This window comes from Methylobacterium mesophilicum (assembly GCF_022179445.1).
Lineage (GTDB): Bacteria > Pseudomonadota > Alphaproteobacteria > Rhizobiales > Beijerinckiaceae > Methylobacterium > Methylobacterium mesophilicum.
In genome coordinates this window covers 77,524-95,814 of record NZ_BPQU01000021.1, presented here as the reverse complement: position 1 = coordinate 95,814, position 18,291 = coordinate 77,524, and the positions used below count along the sequence as shown (strand labels likewise).

The window sequence follows — 18,291 nt, the reverse complement described above, 5'->3', positions numbered from 1 at the left end:
TGCTCCGGAAAAACCTGGTCCCTCACCCCAACCCTCTCCCGCACGGGAGAGGGGGTCCGTTGCGGCCAGCCGAGGCCAATCGATCAATCCCGCCGCTTTCGCGGGCGAACGTGGCGAGCTGAGCAGCGGCGACGTTTCACAGGGAAAGCGTGCGACCGGAAATACCGAAGCGCCAAAAAAAATCTGGCCCGATGCCCTGCTCGCCGCCCGCCTCCTCGCCACCGACCCGCACGGCTTCGGCGGCGCGGTTGTGCGTTCCTGGCCGGGACCGGTGCGTGACCGCTGGCTCGACGCTCTGCGGGCCGCGCTCCCCCCCGGCACGCCCTGGCGGCGGCTGCCGCCGGGCATCGGCGACGACGGCCTGCTCGGCGGCCTCGACCTCGCCGCGACGCTCGCGGCCGGCCGGCCGGTGGCGCGGGCCGGCCTGCTCGCTGAGGCCGATGGCGGGCTGATCGTCGTGCCCATGGCCGAGCGACTGCCCCCCGGCGTCGCGGCGCGCCTCGCGACCGCCCTCGACACCGGCACCGCGTCAGAGCGCCCGGCGCGCTTCGGCCTCGTGCTGCTCGACGAGGGCGATGGCGACGAGACCGTGGCGGAGGCCCTCGCCGACCGCCTCGCCTTCCGGATCAACCTGAGCGGCGTCGGGCTCGCGGATTGCGACGCCGCTCAGGTCGATCCGGAGGCCGATCCCGGCGACCCGGAAGCCGACCCGCTCGGCGTGCTGTGCCGGCTGGCGGAGGCGTTCGGCGTCGCCTCCCTGCGCGGGCCGATCCTGGCGGCCCGGGTGGCGCGCGCCCTTGTGGCCGGGAATCCGGTCGGCATGGCCGAGGTCACGGCGGCGGCTCGCCTGGTCCTGGCGCCGCGCGCCACGCGGCTGCCCATGCCGGAGGACGCGCCTTCCGAGGACGCCGAGGCACCCCCTCCGCCTCCGCCCGCGGAAGACCAGGCCGCCGCGGAGGACGCAGCGGATCCCGCCCCGGCCGAGGCGGCCGACGACCGCGTGCTCGAGGCGGTGCGCACGGCGATCCCGGCGAACCTCCTGGATCAGTTGCTGGCGGGGGGCGTGCGGCTCTCGGCTGCGAAGGCCGGGCGGGTCGGCCAGCCGGCGGCGTCCCGCACCGGGCGGCCGATCGGCAGCCGACGGGGCGATCCACGGCGCGGGCGCCTCGACCTGCTGGCGACCCTGCGGGCGGCGGCCCCGTGGCAGACGCTGCGGCGGGCGGAGGGAGAAACCCGCCCGATCGTGGTCCGGCGGGATGACCTGCGGATCCGGATCCTGCGGCAGCGGACCGAGACCACGACGGTGTTCTGCGTCGACGCCTCGGGCTCGGCGGCCCTGGAACGGCTGGCCGAGGCCAAGGGCGCGGTCGAGCTGCTGCTGGCCGAGGCCTATGTCCGGCGCGACCGGGTCGCCCTGGTGGCGTTCCGCGGCAGCGGTGCGGAGCTGGTGCTGCCGCCGACCCGCTCGCTCACCCGGGCGAAGCGCGGTCTCTCGGGCCTGCCGGGCGGTGGCGGAACGCCGCTGGCCGCCGGGATCGATGCCGCACTCGACGTGGCGCTCGGCGTGCGCCGGAGCGGCAGCCGGCCGGTGATCGTGCTGCTGACCGACGGGCGTGCCAACGTCGCGCGCTCGGGGGAGGGCGGCCGCGCCCGGGCCGGGGCCGAAGCCCTGCAGGCGGGCCGGGCGCTCCGGGCCGCCGGGTTGCCGGCCCTGGTGATCGATACCGGGGCCCGAGGCGAAGGCGCCCGCGCGGTCGCCGAAGCGATGGACGCCCGCTATCTCGTGCTGCCCCGGGCCGATGCCGGCCTGCTCAGCGCGGCGGTGCGGGCCGCGCTCTGAGCGGGATATCGGGCCGGAAAGAGCCGGCCGTGTCGACGATCAGAGGTGGTAGCCAGCCCCGAGATCGGCGACGCGCTGGTTGTGGGACATCCAGGCGTTCAGCATCTCGCGGAACAGGCCGCGGAAGCTCCAGCGGCCGTCGGTCGAGCCGGCGAAGTGATGGGTCGAGGAGGTGAAGACGATCATGGCCGGTTCCAACGGTGAGAGATGCGCGGTGCCTGTGTTCGCCCCTTTGATGCCCCCGATGTTGCGTCGCAGCAATCCGGGCTCCGGCAGCGGTGGCATGCAGTTTCCGCATGCTTTCTCAATATCTTACGAAATACTTCCGACACGGCACGATAGCGCAGGCGCGGGCGGTACGCTTGCGCTTGGTGCGCTGCGGGATTCCGGCCGGTGCTGAGCCCGCGCGACGCGGATCGGCCCGATTGGGCGGTCGAGGGCCGGGATTGGCCGCACCGGGACGCGAGCCGCTTCGTCGAGGCGGCGGGCCTGCGCTGGCATGTGCAAGAGTTCGGGCAGCCCGAGGCGCCGGTGCTGCTGCTTCTGCACGGAACCGGGGCGGCCACCCATTCCTGGCGCGGCCTTGCGCCGCTCCTGGCCCAAAATTTCTACGTCATCGCCCCGGACCTTCCGGGCCACGGCTTTACCGATCCCCTACCGGACGCCGACTTGTCGCTGCCGGGCATGGCCCGGGCCGTAGCGGGGCTCGTGGGAGCGCTCGGACGCCCGCCCATCGTGGCGGCGGGTCACTCGGCCGGGGCGGCCGTGTTGGCGCGGATGTGCCTGGACGGGTCGATCGCTCCGCGCCTGCTCGCGGCGTTCAACGGTGCGCTCGCACCCTTGCCCGGGGCGGCGAGCCTGCTGTTCCCCGGCATGGCACGGCTGCTGTTCCTCAACCCGTTCACGCCAAGAATCTTCGCCTGGACGGCGGATCGGTCGGCGGCCAAGAAGCTGATCGAGGGGACCGGCTCACGGCTCGATTCGCAGGGCGTCGATTTGTACAGGCGCCTGTTCGCCCGGGCCGGGCACGTCCGCGGGGCGCTGGGCATGATGGCGAACTGGGATCTCGCCGGGTTGCACCGGGCGCTGCCGGACCTCACGACCCGAACCCTGCTGATCGTCGGCGGCGACGACCGGGCGATCCGGCCCGACACCGCCTTCACGGTCCGCGACCGCCTGCCCGACGCCCGCGTCGCGCTGATCCGGGGGCTCGGCCATCTCGCGCACGAGGAGGCCCCCGAGCGGGTCGCCGAGGTGCTGCGCGAGGAAGCCCGGGCCGCGGGTGTTCCCGGGCTCTGACGGGACTGGCGCCAGCTTTGCGTGGGTCGTAGAGCCAACCGCAAGGTGCGGGGCCTGCGGCGAAGCCGGGACGAAGGAGTGGCCGGGACGATGGCGAGACCCGTGATCGGCGTCATCGGAAACGCGCGCCTGCTCGACAACCGGTTCACGGCCCAGATCGTCGGCCAGAACAACCTTCGGGCGGTGGCCGACGTGGCCGGGGCCCTGCCGCTGATGTTCGCCGGCTGCCCCGGGATCACCGATCTCGGCGACCTCCTCGACACGGTGGACGGCATCCTGCTCACCGGCGGCCGTGCCAACGTCCATCCGACCCGCTTCAGCACCGCCGCAGACCCGGCCCACGAGCCTTACGACGAGGCCCGCGACGCGACGGCGCTGCCATTGATCGAGGCCTGCGTGGCGCGGGGCGTACCGCTGTTCGGCATCTGCCGCGGGTTTCAGGAGATGAACGTCGCCTTCGGCGGCAGCCTGCACCCGGAGATCCGCAATCTGCCCGGTCGCCTCAACCACCGGATGCCACGGCTCGAGAACGGCGAGATCCACCCGGACCTCGAAGTGGTGTTCGCCGACCGCCACGCGGTCCGCCTGACCCCGGGCGGCGCCTTCGCGCGGCTGCTCGGGTGCGAGACGATCCGGGTGAACTCCCTGCACGGCCAGGGCATCCTGAAGCCGGGCGCCCGCATCGTGATCGAGGGCATCGCCGAGGACGACACCATCGAGGCGATCCGCATCCACGACGCGCCGGGCTTCGCCCTGGGCGTACAGTGGCACCCGGAGCACGACGCCGCGACGAACCCGATCAACCGGGCGCTGTTCGCGGCGTTCGGAGCCGCGGCGGCGCGGCAACGGGCCTCACGATGAGCGGGGTTGAACAGACCCTGTGACGGGCCTCAAGCGGCACCGCCGATCGGTCCGGCACCCTTCGATATCGCGCTTTCGCGCACCGATTTATTGCATAGAGCAGCTTTTTCTCAAATGACAATGATGTTATTTAGATAAATTTCAATAAATAATATGATCGAGTTGTTTTATATTTGCATAATACGCAAGTATTTAAGTGTTGCAGCTGCGTGACAGCTCCGCATTCTACGATTTGATACCACGCTCGTATTTCATTTGCTTGGACGACTCATGTTCTACAAGACTTTTTCCCCCCTGGCCGCGCTCGTTGCCTTGACCACGCTCGCCTCGGCCGCGGATCTTCCGCGCCGGGCATATACGCCCCCGCCGCCGGCCCTGCCGGCCTTCACCTGGGCGGGCCCGTATTTCGGCATCAACGCCGGCTACATCACCAGCACCAAGGATGCCGTGACGACCGTGGGCGTGCTCCCGCTCAACAACGGGGGCGTGACCGGCGATCGTCCGGGCACGCGCGCGCTGCCGCGGGACGGCTTCGTCGGCGGCGGTCAGATCGGCTACAATGTCCAGCTGACGCCCAGCTTCGTCGTCGGCGCCGAGGCCGACCTGGCCTACACGGACCTGAACCGCACCCGGAGCAGCACCGGGCGGCTCGGCGGGATCAGCACCTTCCGGCAGATGGGCAACGCGCTCGGGACACTGCGCGGACGTGTCGGCTACGCCTTCGACCGCACCCTCGTCTACGGCACCGGCGGCTTCGCCTACGCGGGCGAGACCTACCGCGGCGTGTTCCAGACAGCGGCCGGCCGACCGAGCTTCTACGGCAGCAGCTCGCGCGTCGAGACCGGCTACGCCGTCGGCGGCGGCATCGAGTTCGCCCTACCCACCGATTCCGCGTTCAACATCTTCCACACCAACGCCGTGACCCTCAGAGGCGAGGCGCTGTACTACGATCTCGGCCGCCGCACCGTCCCGCTCGTGGCGGTGGGGCCAGGCGTCGGCGCCTACGCCGCGCGCTTCCGGAACGAGGGCGTGCTCGGCCGCTTCGGCCTGAACTACAAGTTCGGCAGCTAGAGCATCATCCCGGAAGCCGGCCGCCGGCTTCCGGGATGATGCGAATCAAAAAGCCCGCGCATCCCCAAGGCGGAGACGCCGGCCCGACGAGCCCGAACCGTGTTCGCATCCGCGCCTCACGGCCGCTTCGGCACCGGCCGTCGGCAATAGGCGCGCGCCTCCGCGTCCGAGAGGCCGTCCTGGGCCGTCACGCATTGGTCGAGGGTCAGGCCGATGCTGGCCGCGTAGGTCTGGTTCGGCGACAGGGCCTCGCGGGCGAGGCCCGCCAGGTAGACCAGGAACGCGGCCACCGCGAGGAGGGTCGCGGCCATGAAGGCGCGGTTCAGCATCGGTCCCGCCCCCTTTCACGCTGGAGGCCCCCGCGGCCCGTCACGGGAAACCAACCAGCAGCTGCGCCATCGCGAGCAGAACGAGGCCCGCGCAGATCAGAACGACGGCGGTGCGATCGAGACCGGGGCGGCGCATCGTGAGCGGGCCTAACGCATCGTGTCGGGGACCGGAACCGGCACGATGCGCTGGCCTTCTGATGCGCATCGCCTCTTTGCCGAACGCCGGTGGCCGCCTTTCAGGATGATGCGCCGGCATCCGCTGCGGATCGGGGCGGCGCCCGGTGCGGGGCTCACTGGAGCACGCCCCACAGGCCCGCGGCCAGGCCGAGGGTGAGCGACAGCATCGCGGCACCGAGCAGGGCGCGATCGATCCTGCGTGCGACGCGATCCTCCGATTCCAACACGATCATGGCGCCCTCTCCCTCGCGCCGGAGAGTGGGGACCGCCTGTTGCTGCTCGATGTCGCCGCGTCTCTGCTCCATCGGCGCGTCGGCGCGGCACAGGAACACCCCGGTCGAGCCATCGTTGGACCCGTATCCCAACGCGAGACCCCGCATGACCACAGATCCGCTGCACAAGTATCCCCGTCCGCCGTTCGAGGCACAGCCGCAGAGCTTTCCGGGCAAGACCGGCCGCATGGCGCCCGAGCCCGATCACGGCGAGGACAGCTACAAGGGCTCCGGCAAGCTCACCGGCCAAGTCGCGCTGATCACCGGCGGCGACAGCGGCATCGGCCGTGCGGTGGCGATCGCCTATGCCCGCGAGGGGGCCGACGTCGCCATCTCGTACCTGCCCGAGGAGCAGGCGGATGCCGAGGCGGTGAGCGGCTGGATCGAGAAGGCTGGCCGGCGCGCCCTGCTGCTGCCGGGCGATCTCAAGGATCCCGCCTACGGCCGCGCGATCGTAGCCCGCACCGCCGAGACCTTCGGACGCCTCGACGTGCTGGTGAACAACGGCGCGTTCCAGCAGCCGAACGAGGGCCTGGACGCCATCGAGGACACCATCTTCGAGGACCATTTCCGCACGAACGTGTTCGGCCCGTTCTACGTGACCAAGGCGGCTCTGGCGCACCTGAAGCCCGGCGCGTCGGTGATCTTCACCTCCTCGGTGAATTCCAAGCATCCGATGCCGTCGCTCATGGCCTACAGCGCCACCAAGGGCGCGCTGAGCAACATGGTGCTGAGCCTGTCCCAACTCCTGGCCGAGAAGGGCATCCGGGTGAACGGCGTGCTGCCGGGCCCGATCTGGACGCCGTTCATCCCGTCCGGAATGAGCCAGGATTCGGTGAAATCCTTCGGCAGCCAGGTGCCGTTCGGCCGCCCGGGCCAGCCGGCCGAGCTCGCCTCCGCGTACGTGATGCTGGCCTCCGAGGAGAGCAGCTACACGTCGGGCGCGCTCATCACCGTCGCCGGAGCGATGCCGGTGTTCTAAGCCGGATCGTTCCTGCTCTCTGTATCCGGGGACACCGCCAGGCGCCCCACCCGGGCGGTGTCCCATACCCGAGCGCTTTTCGAGGCTCGCCCGCCCGTGGTATCAGCGGGGCCTTCTCCTCGATCCACCGGAAGACACCTACCGCGTCCCGAGGCGCGGTGCGCCGGCAGGATACGGGTCAACACGGATCTCGCACACGTGACGGCGGCTGAGACTTGCGGCGCACTTCCGGGATGGCGGTTCTCCGTCGCCCCCATGATGGACTGGACGGATCGGCATTGCCGGGCCTTCCACCGCACCCTGTCGGCGCGGGCGCGGCTCTACACCGAGATGGTCACCACGGGCGCGGTGCTGCACGGCCCGCGCGATCGGCTGCTCGGGTTCTCGAAGCAGGAGCATCCGGTCGCGGTCCAGCTGGGCGGGTCGGATCCGGCCGAACTGGCGCAGGCGGCGCGGATCGCGGCCGATTTCGGCTACGCCGAGATCAACCTCAATGTCGGCTGCCCGTCCGACCGGGTGCAGGACGGCCGCTTCGGCGCCTGCCTGATGCGCGAGCCGGCCCTGGTCGGCGACTGCGTGGCGGCCCTGAAGGCGGCGGTGTCGGTTCCCGTGACGGTCAAGTGCCGGATCGGCGTCGACGACCAGGATCCCGAGGCGGCCCTGGATGCGCTCGCCGACGCGGTCGTGGCCGCAGGGGTGGACGGGCTGATCGTCCACGCCCGCAAGGCCTGGCTCAAGGGCCTTTCGCCCAAGGAGAACCGCGACGTGCCGCCCCTCGATTACGGCCGTGCCGCCCGGCTGAAGCAGCGGCTCGGCGCCCTGCCGGTGGCGGTCAACGGCGGCCTGCGCGACCTGGATACAGTGCGCGCGCACCTCGCCGAGGTGGACGGCGCGATGGTCGGCCGCGCCGCCTATACCGAGCCGGCGCTGCTGCTCGGCGTCGATCCCGAACTGTTCGGCGTGGACGCACCGGTCCCCGACGCCTTCGCGGCCGTGGCGGCGTTCGAGCCCTACCTGGCCGAAATCCTGGCCCGGGGCGAGCGCCTGCATGCCGTGACCCGGCATATGCTCGGCCTGTTCAACGGAAGGCCCGGGGCCCGGGCTTTCCGGCGCCACCTCTCGACCCACGGGATGCGGCCCGACGCCGGACTCCAGACCCTGCGGGACGCGGTGGCCATGGTCTCGCATGAAGCGCCGGAGGCGCAGGCGGCTTGAGGCGTGCGCCGCCTCAGGGCGGGCTCAGGATCAGCCGGTCGCCTCGGACCTCGTAGGCCGACAGGCGCGTCAGGAAGGTCTGGCCCAGCATGTTGCCGGCCAGCGAGCCCGGCCGCGCCACCATGGCGTTCACCCGGCGCTCGGTTATGGTGCCGATGTGCAGCGAATCCAGCTGGATCGGCGCCGCATACGCGATGCCGTTGGCCGTGGACACCCGGGCGGTGAAGTCGGCCGCCGCCGGGGTGAGGCCCAGGGCGGCTGCGTTCTCGGCGGTCAGCACCACGCTGCTCGCGCCGGTGTCGAACAGGAACGGCTGGATGCGGCCGTTGACCTCGGCGTCGACCCGGAAGTCGCCGTCCGCCCGCCGGGTGATCGTGACGCCGCCGCCGGGGTTGGAGACGGCCGAGCCCGGCCGGAGTTCGCCGAGCACCCGGGCACCGACGCCCTGGATCCGGTCGCGGTAGCTGTAGCCGATGACCAGGGCGAGCCCGATCAGCGCCCAGGCCAGCAGCGCCCGCAGGCTCGGGCCGAGCGAGGTCGTGATCTGCCGCCAGTAGCCGGCGACCACCAGGATCAGGATGCCTCCCGTCGAGGCGAGCCCGGCGAGGTGGTCGGGCTCGATCACACCGCCGATGCTTTCGCTGCCGTCGCTGAGGACCAGCACGGCCATGACCAGGGCGATCGCGGCGAGCCCGAGATAGATCATGACGGCAGCGGCTCCTCGACGGGGGTGAAACCGGCCGCACGCAGCCGCGCACCGAGCCCGGCCATGATGGCGCGCCGCCGCGTCTCCGGCATCCCGCCCCATGTGGCGATCTCGTCGCGGGTACGCCCGCAGCCGCGGCACAGCCCGCTGCCGGCGTCGAGCACGCAGACCTTGGTGCAGGGGGACGAGGGTTTGGGCGCGGGCTGCATCGCGGATCCATGGCCGAGGGATCGTGGCTCGATCAAGGCCTTCGGGCATCATCCCGAATGGCAGCCGCAGGCCCTCGGCAAGACGTGGGATAAATCAACGAGTTCCTGCATCGCGCCGGTTCAGTGATCCGGACCGATCCGCTACGGTGCGAAGGGCGGCACCGCGGGCCATTCTTCTTCCACCAGCAGACCGTCCGCGAAACGCCGCACGTGGCGGCGCCCGTCCAGGGTTATCGCAACATGCTGTCCTGGCTTGGTCCGGAGAATGGTGTCGGCGATGTTCGCCACCCGCGCCATGAGGGCGGAGCGCCGATTGACCGGTAAAGAGACGACGGCGAGCATGCGTCCGACGAAGCTCTGCTGGTCGGCGATATTCTTATCATTCGTGACCAGGACGGCGTAGCCTGCGGCCTGGGCAGCTCGGAGCAGCGTGCCGTTGCCGATGCCCTTCCAAGCCGTCCGAAACCGATCGGCATCCACACCGCTGGCCCGCAGCGCGTCGGCGAGATGCCGCGGCACGCCCTCGTCGAGAACCACCCTCACGCCGCTCTCGAACCGGCCAGTGACCGCGAGGTAAGCATGAGGACTCGCACCACGTCGTTTTTATCCAGAGTCTGATAGGCGTCCAGGATCTCATCGACAGAGAGCCCGTCAGCCAAATTCTCGAACAGCACCTCGACAGGTACACGTGTCCCTCGGAAGACGCGTCGACCGCCCATGATCGTGGGATCCGAGGTGATGAGATCCTCGAGCGTCGGTCCGCGCTGGGAATCGGACTGCATGGCGATGGCTCCACGGATTGCATCAGGTCGGCTGGCCTTGAAGCATCATGTCGGAACCGCCGACGAGCCTCAATCCGCCAGCGACGCCACCAGGGCCAGCAGCGCGGCGATCTCGGCCAGCTGCTGGCAGGCGCCGATCACGTCGCCGGTCTGACCGCCGATCTTGTTCCGGGCGAGCCGGGTGAGAGCGAGCGCCCCGAGGCCGGCGAACAGGATCATCAGCGCGACGCCGGCCACCGGCAGGCCGAGGAGAACGCTCCCCAGCGCGATGGCGAGGCCGCTACCGAGGGCGACCCAAAGGCTCGCCCGGTCCGGGCGGCCGACCGCGGCGGAGAGGCCGCCCGGCCGGGCTGGCGGCAGCAGCACCATCGGGGCGAGGGCGGCGAGCCGCGACAGGGCCGCGACCAGGATCAGCGCGGTCGCGGCCGCGTAGCCGGCGCGGTCGAGGAGCGTCGCCAGCGCGCCGATGCGCAGGGCGAGCGCCAGGACCAGGGCCGCCCCGCCATAGGCGCCAATCCGGCTGTCGCGCATGATCTCCAGGCGCCGTTCGAGCGTGGCGCCGCCCCCGAAGCCGTCGGCGACGTCGGCCAGGCCATCCTCGTGGAGCGCGCCCGTGGCCAGCACCATGACGGCCACCGCCAGGGTCGCGGCCAGGAACGGCCCCAGCCCGATCCACCAACCCACCGTCAGCGTCAGGGCGGCGGGAAGAGCGAGGATCAGGCCGGCGAGGGGCAGCATCCGGGGCAGGGCGGTGAAATCCGGGACCCGGTGCGGATCGGGCTCGCCGGGCAGTTGCGGCACGGGCAGGCGGGAGTAGAACCGCAGGCACCCGGCGAGGTCGTAGAGGGCGCCGCGCCCGGGCCAGTCGGCCTCCCCGCCGGTCTGCCTGTCCATCGCGGTCTCTCCCCCACCGCCCCCGGCGGGGCGAGCCGATCGCGAACGGTCGGGCGGCACAGGATCACTATAGGCGCCCCGATACGCCGCCGTCTCCCCGTTCGCGGGCGCCCACAGGAAATCATCGCCGCCATGACCGACCCCGTTAAGTCCGACGCCGCAAAGACAGATCCGGGCCCGTTCGACGACATCCGCAACCTGCTCAAGGCGATGCCGGGCCCCGACCGGGACGCGCAGGAGGCAGTCGCCGCCCGGGACGCGACCCTGACCAAGCCGGCGGGCTCGCTCGGGCGGATGGAGAGCCTCGTGTCCTGGCTGGCAGCCTGGCAGGGCAAGGCACCGCCGAGCCTCGACCGGCCGCTGGTCTGCGTCTTCGCCGGCAGCCACGGGGTGACGCGCAAGGGCGTCTCGGCCTTCCCGGATGCGGTCAACCGCCAGATGCTCGACAACTTTGCGGCCGGCGGGGCGGCGATCAACCAGATCTGCGCGGCCTACGGGCTCGGCTTCAAGGTGTTCGACCTTGCCCTCGACATGCCGACCGGCGACATCACCGAAGGCCCGGCCCTCGACGAGCGCGCCACCGTGGCGACCATGGCGTTCGGCATGGAGGCGGTGGCCGCCGGCACCGATTGCCTCGGCATCGGCGAGATGGGCATCGGCAACACCACGGTGGCGGCCGCCCTCTACGCCGCCCTGTTCGGTGGCGAGCCCGCCCACTGGGTCGGGCGCGGCACCGGCGTCGATCAGGACGGCCTGGCCCGGAAGGTTGCAGCCGTGGAGGCGGCGCTCGCCCACCATGCCGGCCATCTCGGCGACCCGCTCCAGGTGCTGGCCCGGCTCGGCGGCCGCGAGATCGCCGCCATGGCCGGCGCGATCCTGGCCGCCCGACTGCAGCGCATCCCGGTGGTGATCGATGGCTACGTCGCCACCGCGGCAGCGGCTTTGCTCCACGCCGTGGACCCGACCGCACTCGACCATTGCCTGGCCGGCCACGTCTCGGCCGAGGGCGTCCACGCGGAGGTGCTGGAACGGCTTGGCCTGGTACCACTGCTCGCACTGGGGATGCGGCTCGGCGAGGGCTCCGGGAGCGCCATGGCAATCGGTCTGCTCAAAGGCGCGCTCGCCTGCCACACCGGCATGGCGACCTTCGCGCAGGCTGGGGTTTCCGGGAAGAGCGGTGGGTAGGCGCGCGAACCACGATTCGATGCTATATCGGGCGGACCCGATAACGGATCCGTCGATCCCGCGTTCCTCCCACCAGATCACCTCATCCTGAGGTGGCGCAGCGAAGCGGAGCCCTCGAAGGAGAGCCCCAGGACTCGCGGCGATCCCTGGAGGGCTCCTTCGAGGCCCGTCGATCTCCGATCGCCGGGCACCTCAGGATGTGGGGCGCGGGCGGGATCGCTACGAAAAAAACGATGAACATCACCCAAGCCTTCACCTTCGAGGCGGCCCACCGGCTACCGAACGTGCCCGCGACGCATCGCTGCCACCGGATGCATGGGCATTCCTACCGCGTCGAGCTGACCGTCTCCGGGCCGGTGGATCCGCATACGGGTTGGGTGATCGACTTCTACGATATCGAGAGCATCTTCGGGCCGCTGCTGGCGCGGCTCGACCACCATTGCCTCAACGAGATCGAGGGGCTGGAAAACCCGACCGCCGAGAACATCGCGGCCTGGATCTGGCAGCGGCTGCGGCCGGACCTGCCGGGGCTCGCCCGGGTGCGGGTCGCGGAGACGCCGATGTCCTGGGCGGAGTACGATGGCGACTGACGCTGCGATCATCGGCGACCGATCGGCGCTGGTCCTGTTCTCCGGCGGCCAGGATTCGGCCACGTGCCTCGCCTGGGCGCTCGACCGGTACGACCTTGTCGAGACATTGGGCTTCGATTACGGCCAGCGACACCGGGTCGAGCTCGACCGCCGGGCCGTCCTGCGCGCCGGCATGGGCCGCGTCCAGCCGGCCTGGACCTCCCGCCTCGGGGACGACCACACGGTCGCGCTCGATGCTTTGGGAAAAATCTCCGAGACGGCGCTGACCCGGGATGCCGAGATCGGGTTCGAGGCGTCGGGCCTGCCCAACACCTTCGTGCCCGGCCGCAACCTCGTGTTCCTGACCTTCGCGGCGGCGCTCGCCTATCGGCGCGGCATCCGGCACGTGATCGGCGGCATGTGCGAGACCGATTATTCCGGCTATCCCGATTGCCGGGACGACACGATCAAGGCGCTGCAGGTGGCGCTCAACCTCGGCATGGAGCGCCGGTTCGTGCTGCACACGCCGCTGATGTGGCTCGACAAGGCGCAGACCTGGGGGCTGGCCGAAGCTCTGGGCGGGCGCCCGCTGGTCGAGCTGATCGTGGAGGACAGCCACACCTGCTACCTCGGCGAGCGCGGGGCGCGGCACGCCTGGGGCTACGGCTGCGGCACCTGCCCGGCCTGCCGGCTGCGGGCGGACGGGTTCGCGCGGTTCATCGCGGCCTGAGGCCGTCCACCAGCACGGCCAGAGTCCCCGAAAAGGCCGCCGGGCTCGCGAACAGCCGCTCCATCAGCAGTGCCCCCTCCAGCGTGGCGATGACGTAGCGGGCGAGCACAGCCGGTTCCTGGCCCGGCTGGACGCTGCCGTCGGCCTGCCCCTCACGCAGGATCGTTTCCAGCCAGGCGAGATGCGTTTCGAAGAACGCCGCGATGTCGGCGCGCAGGCGCTCGGGCAAGGCCTCGCCCTCGATGGCCAAAGCCGCGCACAGGCAGCCGAGCCCCTGCTCGACGCCGCCGAGATAGAGTCGGCCATAGGCCACGATCCGGCCGGGACCGTCCGGCACATCGGCGCAGATCGTCGTGAGCGCGGCGTCGTAGCGGGCCGCGTAAGCCGCCACCAGGGCGGCGCCGAGATCGACCTTGGTGGGGAAATGGTGGTGGATGCTCGCCTTGCGGATGCCCACCGCCTCGGCGAGATCGGCGTAGCTGAAGCCGGCATAGCCGCGCCCCCGGACCAGAATCTCGGCTTGGTTCAGCAGCTCGGTCCGTGTGTCTCGCATCGGTCAGACATCGTTTCTGCGGCTCGCGTGAACGTGTGACCGTCCGGGGCCCGCCCCCCAACATGCCACTTGACCACCGAAAGATCTACCTACTTAATGGTAGGCAACAAGACCAGGGAGGTTCCGGCATGACGGCGTCCGCCGTCCATCCAGGCGAATCCGCCGGTGCGGGCTGCACCCTGTCGCGACGTCACGCCCTGTTCGCCGGCCTCTGCCTATGCTGCCTGCCGAGTCTCGGGCGCGCCGCCGAGGGCTTCGCGATGGAAGAGGTCGGCCCCGGCATCTTCATGCGCCAGGGCCTCACGGCGGACGCTTCGCCGGACAACGCCGACGCGATCGCCAATATCGGTTTCCTCGTCGGCCGCGATGGCGTGCTCGTGACCGAGACCGGCGGCAGCCTGGTGGACGGCCAGTGGCTGCGGGCCGAGATCGCCAAGCGCACGCCCAAGCCGATCACCCACGTGGTGCTGACCCATGTCCATCCGGACCACGTGTTCGGGGCGGGTGCCTTCGTGCAGGACAAACCAGTGTTCATCGGCCACGCCAAGCTCGCCGAAGCGCTGGGCGCACGGGGCGAATTCTACCGTCAGCGCCTGATCGAGATGCTCGGCGAGGCGCGCACCGGGCCGGTGGTCTACCCGACCCTCAGCGTGGCCGACACGGCGGAGATCAACCTCGGCGACCGGCGCCTGACCTTCACGGCGCACGGGCCGGCCCATACCAGCTGCGACCTGTCGATGCGCGATTCCGCCAGCGGCCTGCTGTTCCCCGCCGACTTGCTGTTCGTGAACCGGATCCCGTCGCTGGACGGCAGCCTGCGGGGCTGGCTCAAGGAAATCGAGCGGCTGAAGGCCATGGGGGCGACCCGGGCGGTGCCGGGCCATGGGCCGGTCTCGGTCGATCTCGCCCCGGCACTCGACGACTTGAGCGGCTACCTGACCGCCCTGCGCGACGGCACCCGGGCGGCGATCGCCAAGGATGTTTCGATCGAGAAGGCGGTGGCCAGCGTCGCCCGGGACCAGCGGGACAAGTGGGCCCTGTTCGACACCTATCACGGCCGCAACGTCACCGTGGCCTATCAGGAACTCGAGTGGGAATAGTCGCTCGAACCTCCATATTGAGACCAACCGGGAGAAACGCCATGACGCTCAAGACCGCCCACGCGGCAGCGCTCGCCCTCATCCTTGCAACCACCGCCCTGTCGGGGCCCGTCCGGGCCGCCGGCGCCTCGGACACCGAGCAGGAGCGGACCGCGCGCTGGCAGGAGATCGCCAAGTCGATCTTCGGCGACCGCGCCATCGAGACCACAGACAGCCTGGTGAAGATCGATGCGCCGGCGCGCGCGCTCGACGCCGCCCTGGTCCCCATCACCCTGACCATGCCGCAGGACGGGCAGATCAAGGCCGTGTCGCTGATCATCGACGACAACCCGGCGCCCTACGCGGCCCGGTTCGAGTTCGGGCCGGCCGCCGACCCGGCGGAGTTGAAGCTCCGGGTGCGGGTCAACAACTATACCGACATGCACGCCGTGGTGGAGACCCAGGACGGCAAGCTCTACGAGGCCAAGCAGTTCGTGAAGGCGTCCGGCGGCTGCTCGGCCCCGATGGGCATGAGCGACGAGGAGGCCATGAAGGGCATGGGCGACATGCGGATGAAGTTCGCCGAGACGAAGGCCGGCAAGCCCGTGGAGGCGACGCTGATGATCCGCCACCCGAACTTCTCCGGCATGCAAATGAACCAGGTCACCCGCGACTACACGCCGGCCCGCTACATCGACAAGCTCACCGTCTCGGCCGGCGACCGCAAGGTCTTCACGATGACGGGCGACATCTCGATCGCCTCGAACCCGGTGATCAACTTCGCGTTCAAGCCTGACGGCAAGCCGCTCCAGGTCGCGGCGAGCGACAATGCCGGCGGTAGCTGGCAGCACAGCTTCACCCCGCCGAGCCCGACGAACTGACCATGCGGCGCGCATCCCTGATCGGTCGGCTGGCGGCGGCGTTCGCCGCCGTCGGCTGCCTCGCCGCCGCACCGGCCGATTCCCCCGTCAACGTGCCCGAGCCGGAGGAGCTCTATGCCGGCCCGCCCAAGGGCTACACCCCACAGACCCTGAAGGGCGCCGCGGTGGTCGATGCCGACGCGCTCGCCGCCCTCATGGCGGGGCCGGACAAGCCGGTGCTGATCGACGTCGCCGCCCCGGACCGCAAGCCGTCGAACTTCCCCGAAGGCCGCCTCTGGCTGCCGGTGCATCCCTCGATCCCCGGCTCGGTCTGGATGCCGCTGGCCGGGGCCGAGCCGATCGCCCCCGAGCGGGAGGCCCTGTTCTACGCCCGGGTCGCGGAGCTGACCGGCGGCGACACGGCTAAACCCGTCGTGGTGTTCTGCCATGTGGAGTGCTGGGGTAGCTGGAACGCGGCCAAGCGTCTGGTCCGCAAGGGCTATACCGGCGTGCGCTGGTTCCCCGAGGGCGTCGAGGGTTGGCAGGAGACGCACGAGACCGCGACCCTGCGCGAGGACCCGGCCTGGAAGGCTGCGGCCGAACCCCAGGCGGGGCGCTGACCCGCGGGGCGGGGCGGTGTATGAGGAGTCGCATGAAGCGGAACGCGTCCCTCCTCTCGTGTGGTCTAGCGGAGCAGACGTGTCTCCCTCCCCCCTCTGCGGGGGAGGGTGGCCCCCGAAGGGGGCCGGGAGAGGGGAGCGACGGCTCAGGATTGGGCTCTGGCCTGCAGGCTTGGAACGCCCTTTCCTGAAACCGGGCTCCCCTCTCCCGACCCGGCCTGACGGCCGGCCCACCCTCCCCGCAGAGGGGAGAGGGAAACGTGGTGTTTCGGGCGCCATCCGCCGACCCCGATGAGCCGAAAGAGGTCCGAACCATGTCGCAGGTCGTGCAGTCCCGCCGGCTCCGAGCCATCGACATCGGCAAGCGCAAGGCCGAGGGGCGCAAGATCATCGCGCTCACCGCCTACCACGCCCACACCGCCGGCATCGTCGATCCCTATTGCGACTTCATCCTGGTGGGCGACTCGCTCGGCATGGTGATGCACGGGATGGAATCGACCATTCCGGTGACCCTGGAGATGATGATCCTGCAGGCGCAGGCGGTGATCCGCGGCACCGCCAAGGCGCTGGTGGTGGTCGACATGCCGTTCGGCTCCTACGAGGCGAGCCGGGAGCAGGCCTTCCTCAACGCCGCCCGGGTGCTCAAGGAAAGCGGCGCGGGGGCGATCAAGATGGAGGGCGGGGCGCATTTCGCCGAGACGGTGGCCTTCCTAGTCCAGCGCGGCGTGCCGGTGATGGGCCATATCGGCCTGACCCCGCAGGCGGTGAACACGATGGGCGGGTTCAAGGTCCAGGGCCGGGCGCCGGACGACGAGCGCCGCCTGCTGGAGGATGCCCGCGCGATCTCCGAGGCCGGGGCCTTCGCGATCGTGCTGGAGGGCATCGTCGAGCCGGTGGCGCGAACCATCGCCACGTCCCCGCAGGTCGCCGCCGCCACCATCGGCATCGGCGCCTCGGCGGTCTGCGACGGGCAGATCCTGGTGCTGGAGGACATGCTGGGCCTGTCCGAGCGCACCCCGAAATTCGTCCGGCAGTTCGGGTCGCTGCGGGCCCATATCGAGGATGCCGTGAAAGCCTACGCCGACGCCGTGCAGGCCGGTCGGTTCCCGGCGGACGACCACACCTACGGGTAGGGGCGAACACGCGCCCTACGCCGGCGCGCTGGTCCCGGCCGCATCGGGCAGCAGCATCGTGAGCGCGCGCAGGGCCGCGCTGGCCTCCCCCTTCCAGACCAGGCGGGTCCAGTTAATGCGCAGGTGCGACGGCAGCGGATGGCGCTCGATCGCCGTGCTCATCACCGCGTTGTCGAGCACCGCCGCCGGCACGATGGCGATACCGGTGCCGGCGGCCACGCATGCCACGATGGCGTGGTACGAGCTCATCTCCAGAACCCGGTCGTAGGACGCCCCGTCCTCCGCCAGCCACGCGATCAGGCGCTGGCGATAGGAGCAGCCGTGCGGGAACGCCACCAGGGTCCGCCGGCCGGTGCCGGTGCCGATCCCGGGCGCATTCCGGCCGGTGATCAGCACCAGCTCCTCGTCGAAGGCCGGCACCGACGACAGGCTCGAGTGATCGAACGGTTCGGAGACGAAGGCCGCCTCGATCTCGAAGCGCTCGAGTTGCCGGAGCATGGCGCGGCTCGTCCCGGTCTGCAGCTCGATCGTGACGTCGGGGAACTGGGCGTGGAAGGCCGACAGGATCGGCGGCAGCCGCGCCCCCGCCGCGCTCTCCAGCGAGCCCAGGCGCAGGACGCCGCGGACCACGCCGCTGCGCAGCTCCTGTTCGGCCAGATCGGCCATCCGCAGCAGCGTCTCGGCATGGCCCAGGAGAATGCGCCCCGCCTCGGTAAGGTTCAGGCTGCGGCCCTCGCGGCGGAACAGGGCCACGCCCAGACGGGCCTCGAACTGCTTGATGCGGGTCGTCACGTTGGACGGGACCCGGTGCAGCCGCGTCGCCGCCCGCGTCACGCCGCCCTCTCGGACCACACAGCGGAAGATGTCGAGGTCGTCCAGATCCATCGTTCTCATCAAGAGAACCGTACGTCACAAAAATTCATTT

Annotated in this window: 23 protein-coding genes; 13 read left to right on the top strand and 10 right to left on the bottom strand. The window is 70.7% G+C overall.

Going from position 1 to position 18,291, the window contains the following annotated elements; translation table 11 throughout:
- The first annotated feature begins 181 nt into the window (after positions 1–181).
- Positions 182–1,840 (top strand): magnesium chelatase subunit D, encoded by a 1,659-nt coding sequence (locus tag MFF40_RS19500; protein ID WP_147897718.1) that lies wholly within the window; start codon positions 182–184, stop codon positions 1,838–1,840.
- Between the two features lie 39 nt (positions 1,841–1,879).
- Here MFF40_RS19500 and MFF40_RS19495 read toward each other — a convergent pair whose 3' ends face one another.
- The gene (locus MFF40_RS19495; RefSeq protein WP_187277752.1) at positions 1,880–2,026 is read right to left on the bottom strand and encodes a hypothetical protein; all 147 of its coding nucleotides are present in this window, start codon (positions 2,024–2,026) and stop codon (positions 1,880–1,882) included.
- A gap of 207 nt (positions 2,027–2,233) precedes the next feature.
- Between MFF40_RS19495 and bchO the strand changes: the two genes are divergently transcribed.
- The 3 genes from bchO to MFF40_RS19480 all read left to right on the top strand — a co-directional run bounded on the left by bchO (position 2,234) and on the right by MFF40_RS19480 (position 5,071).
- Positions 2,234–3,139: an alpha/beta fold hydrolase BchO gene (gene bchO, locus MFF40_RS19490; protein ID WP_238261852.1), complete on the top strand. Its 906-nt coding sequence runs from the start codon at positions 2,234–2,236 to the stop codon at positions 3,137–3,139.
- Between the two features lie 90 nt (positions 3,140–3,229).
- Entirely contained in the window at positions 3,230–4,000 is a 771-nt protein-coding gene (locus tag MFF40_RS19485; RefSeq protein WP_147855231.1) for a gamma-glutamyl-gamma-aminobutyrate hydrolase family protein, read from the top strand.
- 270 nt (positions 4,001–4,270) lie between these two features.
- Positions 4,271–5,071: an outer membrane protein gene (locus MFF40_RS19480; protein WP_238261850.1), complete on the top strand. Its 801-nt coding sequence runs from the start codon at positions 4,271–4,273 to the stop codon at positions 5,069–5,071.
- A gap of 116 nt (positions 5,072–5,187) precedes the next feature.
- Here MFF40_RS19480 and MFF40_RS19475 read toward each other — a convergent pair whose 3' ends face one another.
- Together MFF40_RS19475 and MFF40_RS19470 are read right to left on the bottom strand one after the other, a co-directional pair.
- Positions 5,188–5,400, bottom strand: coding sequence for a hypothetical protein (locus MFF40_RS19475; RefSeq protein ID WP_147855233.1), 213 nt, complete (start codon positions 5,398–5,400; stop codon positions 5,188–5,190).
- A 290-nt stretch (positions 5,401–5,690) separates the two neighbouring features.
- A complete protein-coding gene (locus MFF40_RS19470) occupies positions 5,691–5,957 on the bottom strand; it encodes a hypothetical protein (protein ID WP_147855234.1) in 267 nt (88 codons plus the stop codon).
- On the opposite strand from MFF40_RS19470, the gene MFF40_RS19465 reads away from it, so the two are divergent.
- Both MFF40_RS19465 and dusA read left to right on the top strand, forming a co-directional pair.
- A complete protein-coding gene (locus MFF40_RS19465) occupies positions 5,956–6,831 on the top strand; it encodes an SDR family oxidoreductase (protein WP_147855235.1) in 876 nt (291 codons plus the stop codon). The genes MFF40_RS19470 and MFF40_RS19465 overlap by 2 nt on opposite strands.
- A gap of 198 nt (positions 6,832–7,029) precedes the next feature.
- The gene (dusA, locus tag MFF40_RS19460; protein WP_147855236.1) at positions 7,030–8,046 is read left to right on the top strand and encodes a tRNA dihydrouridine(20/20a) synthase DusA; all 1,017 of its coding nucleotides are present in this window, start codon (positions 7,030–7,032) and stop codon (positions 8,044–8,046) included.
- A gap of 13 nt (positions 8,047–8,059) precedes the next feature.
- Here dusA and MFF40_RS19455 read toward each other — a convergent pair whose 3' ends face one another.
- From MFF40_RS19455 to cobS, 5 genes are all read right to left on the bottom strand, one after another.
- A complete protein-coding gene (locus MFF40_RS19455) occupies positions 8,060–8,752 on the bottom strand; it encodes a retropepsin-like aspartic protease family protein (RefSeq protein ID WP_147855237.1) in 693 nt (230 codons plus the stop codon).
- A complete protein-coding gene (locus MFF40_RS19450; protein WP_147855238.1) occupies positions 8,749–8,961 on the bottom strand; it encodes a DUF1289 domain-containing protein in 213 nt (70 codons plus the stop codon). The genes MFF40_RS19455 and MFF40_RS19450 overlap by 4 nt, the downstream gene beginning before the upstream one ends.
- Before the next feature lie 141 nt (positions 8,962–9,102).
- Positions 9,103–9,498 carry a hypothetical protein gene (locus MFF40_RS19445; RefSeq protein WP_238261846.1) on the bottom strand — a complete coding sequence of 132 codons (396 nt, stop codon included), beginning with the start codon at positions 9,496–9,498 and terminating at the stop codon, positions 9,103–9,105.
- 2 nt (positions 9,499–9,500) lie between these two features.
- Complete coding sequence (locus MFF40_RS19440; protein ID WP_238261844.1) at positions 9,501–9,743, bottom strand: DUF433 domain-containing protein; 243 nt, start codon at positions 9,741–9,743, stop codon at positions 9,501–9,503.
- A gap of 69 nt (positions 9,744–9,812) precedes the next feature.
- The gene (gene cobS / locus MFF40_RS19435; RefSeq protein ID WP_238261842.1) at positions 9,813–10,637 is read right to left on the bottom strand and encodes an adenosylcobinamide-GDP ribazoletransferase; all 825 of its coding nucleotides are present in this window, start codon (positions 10,635–10,637) and stop codon (positions 9,813–9,815) included.
- A 132-nt stretch (positions 10,638–10,769) separates the two neighbouring features.
- Between cobS and cobT the strand changes: the two genes are divergently transcribed.
- The 3 genes from cobT to queC all read left to right on the top strand — a co-directional run bounded on the left by cobT (position 10,770) and on the right by queC (position 13,121).
- Positions 10,770–11,822 carry a nicotinate-nucleotide--dimethylbenzimidazole phosphoribosyltransferase gene (cobT, locus tag MFF40_RS19430; protein WP_147855189.1) on the top strand — a complete coding sequence of 351 codons (1,053 nt, stop codon included), beginning with the start codon at positions 10,770–10,772 and terminating at the stop codon, positions 11,820–11,822.
- Between the two features lie 233 nt (positions 11,823–12,055).
- A complete protein-coding gene (gene queD / locus MFF40_RS19425; RefSeq protein WP_147855190.1) occupies positions 12,056–12,412 on the top strand; it encodes a 6-carboxytetrahydropterin synthase QueD in 357 nt (118 codons plus the stop codon).
- Positions 12,402–13,121 carry a 7-cyano-7-deazaguanine synthase QueC gene (gene queC / locus MFF40_RS19420; RefSeq protein ID WP_147855191.1) on the top strand — a complete coding sequence of 240 codons (720 nt, stop codon included), beginning with the start codon at positions 12,402–12,404 and terminating at the stop codon, positions 13,119–13,121. Before queD ends, queC begins: the two co-directional genes overlap by 11 nt.
- Here queC and MFF40_RS19415 read toward each other — a convergent pair.
- Entirely contained in the window at positions 13,108–13,674 is a 567-nt protein-coding gene (locus tag MFF40_RS19415; RefSeq protein ID WP_147855192.1) for a TetR/AcrR family transcriptional regulator, read from the bottom strand. The two genes, queC and MFF40_RS19415, sit on opposite strands and share 14 nt — an antisense overlap.
- 128 nt (positions 13,675–13,802) lie before the next feature.
- Between MFF40_RS19415 and MFF40_RS19410 the strand changes: the two genes are divergently transcribed.
- The 4 genes from MFF40_RS19410 to panB all read left to right on the top strand — a co-directional run bounded on the left by MFF40_RS19410 (position 13,803) and on the right by panB (position 17,366).
- Entirely contained in the window at positions 13,803–14,774 is a 972-nt protein-coding gene (locus tag MFF40_RS19410) for a quinoprotein relay system zinc metallohydrolase 2 (protein ID WP_147855193.1), read from the top strand.
- 41 nt (positions 14,775–14,815) lie between these two features.
- Positions 14,816–15,634 carry a quinoprotein dehydrogenase-associated SoxYZ-like carrier gene (locus tag MFF40_RS19405; RefSeq protein WP_147855194.1) on the top strand — a complete coding sequence of 273 codons (819 nt, stop codon included), beginning with the start codon at positions 14,816–14,818 and terminating at the stop codon, positions 15,632–15,634.
- A gap of 2 nt (positions 15,635–15,636) precedes the next feature.
- On the top strand, positions 15,637–16,233 hold the full coding sequence (locus MFF40_RS19400) for a rhodanese-like domain-containing protein (protein WP_238261840.1): 597 nt from the start codon (positions 15,637–15,639) through the stop codon (positions 16,231–16,233).
- A gap of 314 nt (positions 16,234–16,547) precedes the next feature.
- Positions 16,548–17,366: a 3-methyl-2-oxobutanoate hydroxymethyltransferase gene (gene panB, locus MFF40_RS19395; RefSeq protein ID WP_147855196.1), complete on the top strand. Its 819-nt coding sequence runs from the start codon at positions 16,548–16,550 to the stop codon at positions 17,364–17,366.
- Positions 17,367–17,381: 15 nt separating this feature from the next.
- Here the strand turns inward: panB and MFF40_RS19390 are convergent, their stop codons facing one another.
- Positions 17,382–18,260 (bottom strand): LysR family transcriptional regulator, encoded by an 879-nt coding sequence (locus MFF40_RS19390; RefSeq protein ID WP_147855197.1) that lies wholly within the window; start codon positions 18,258–18,260, stop codon positions 17,382–17,384.
- Positions 18,261–18,291: the final 31 nt, after the last annotated feature.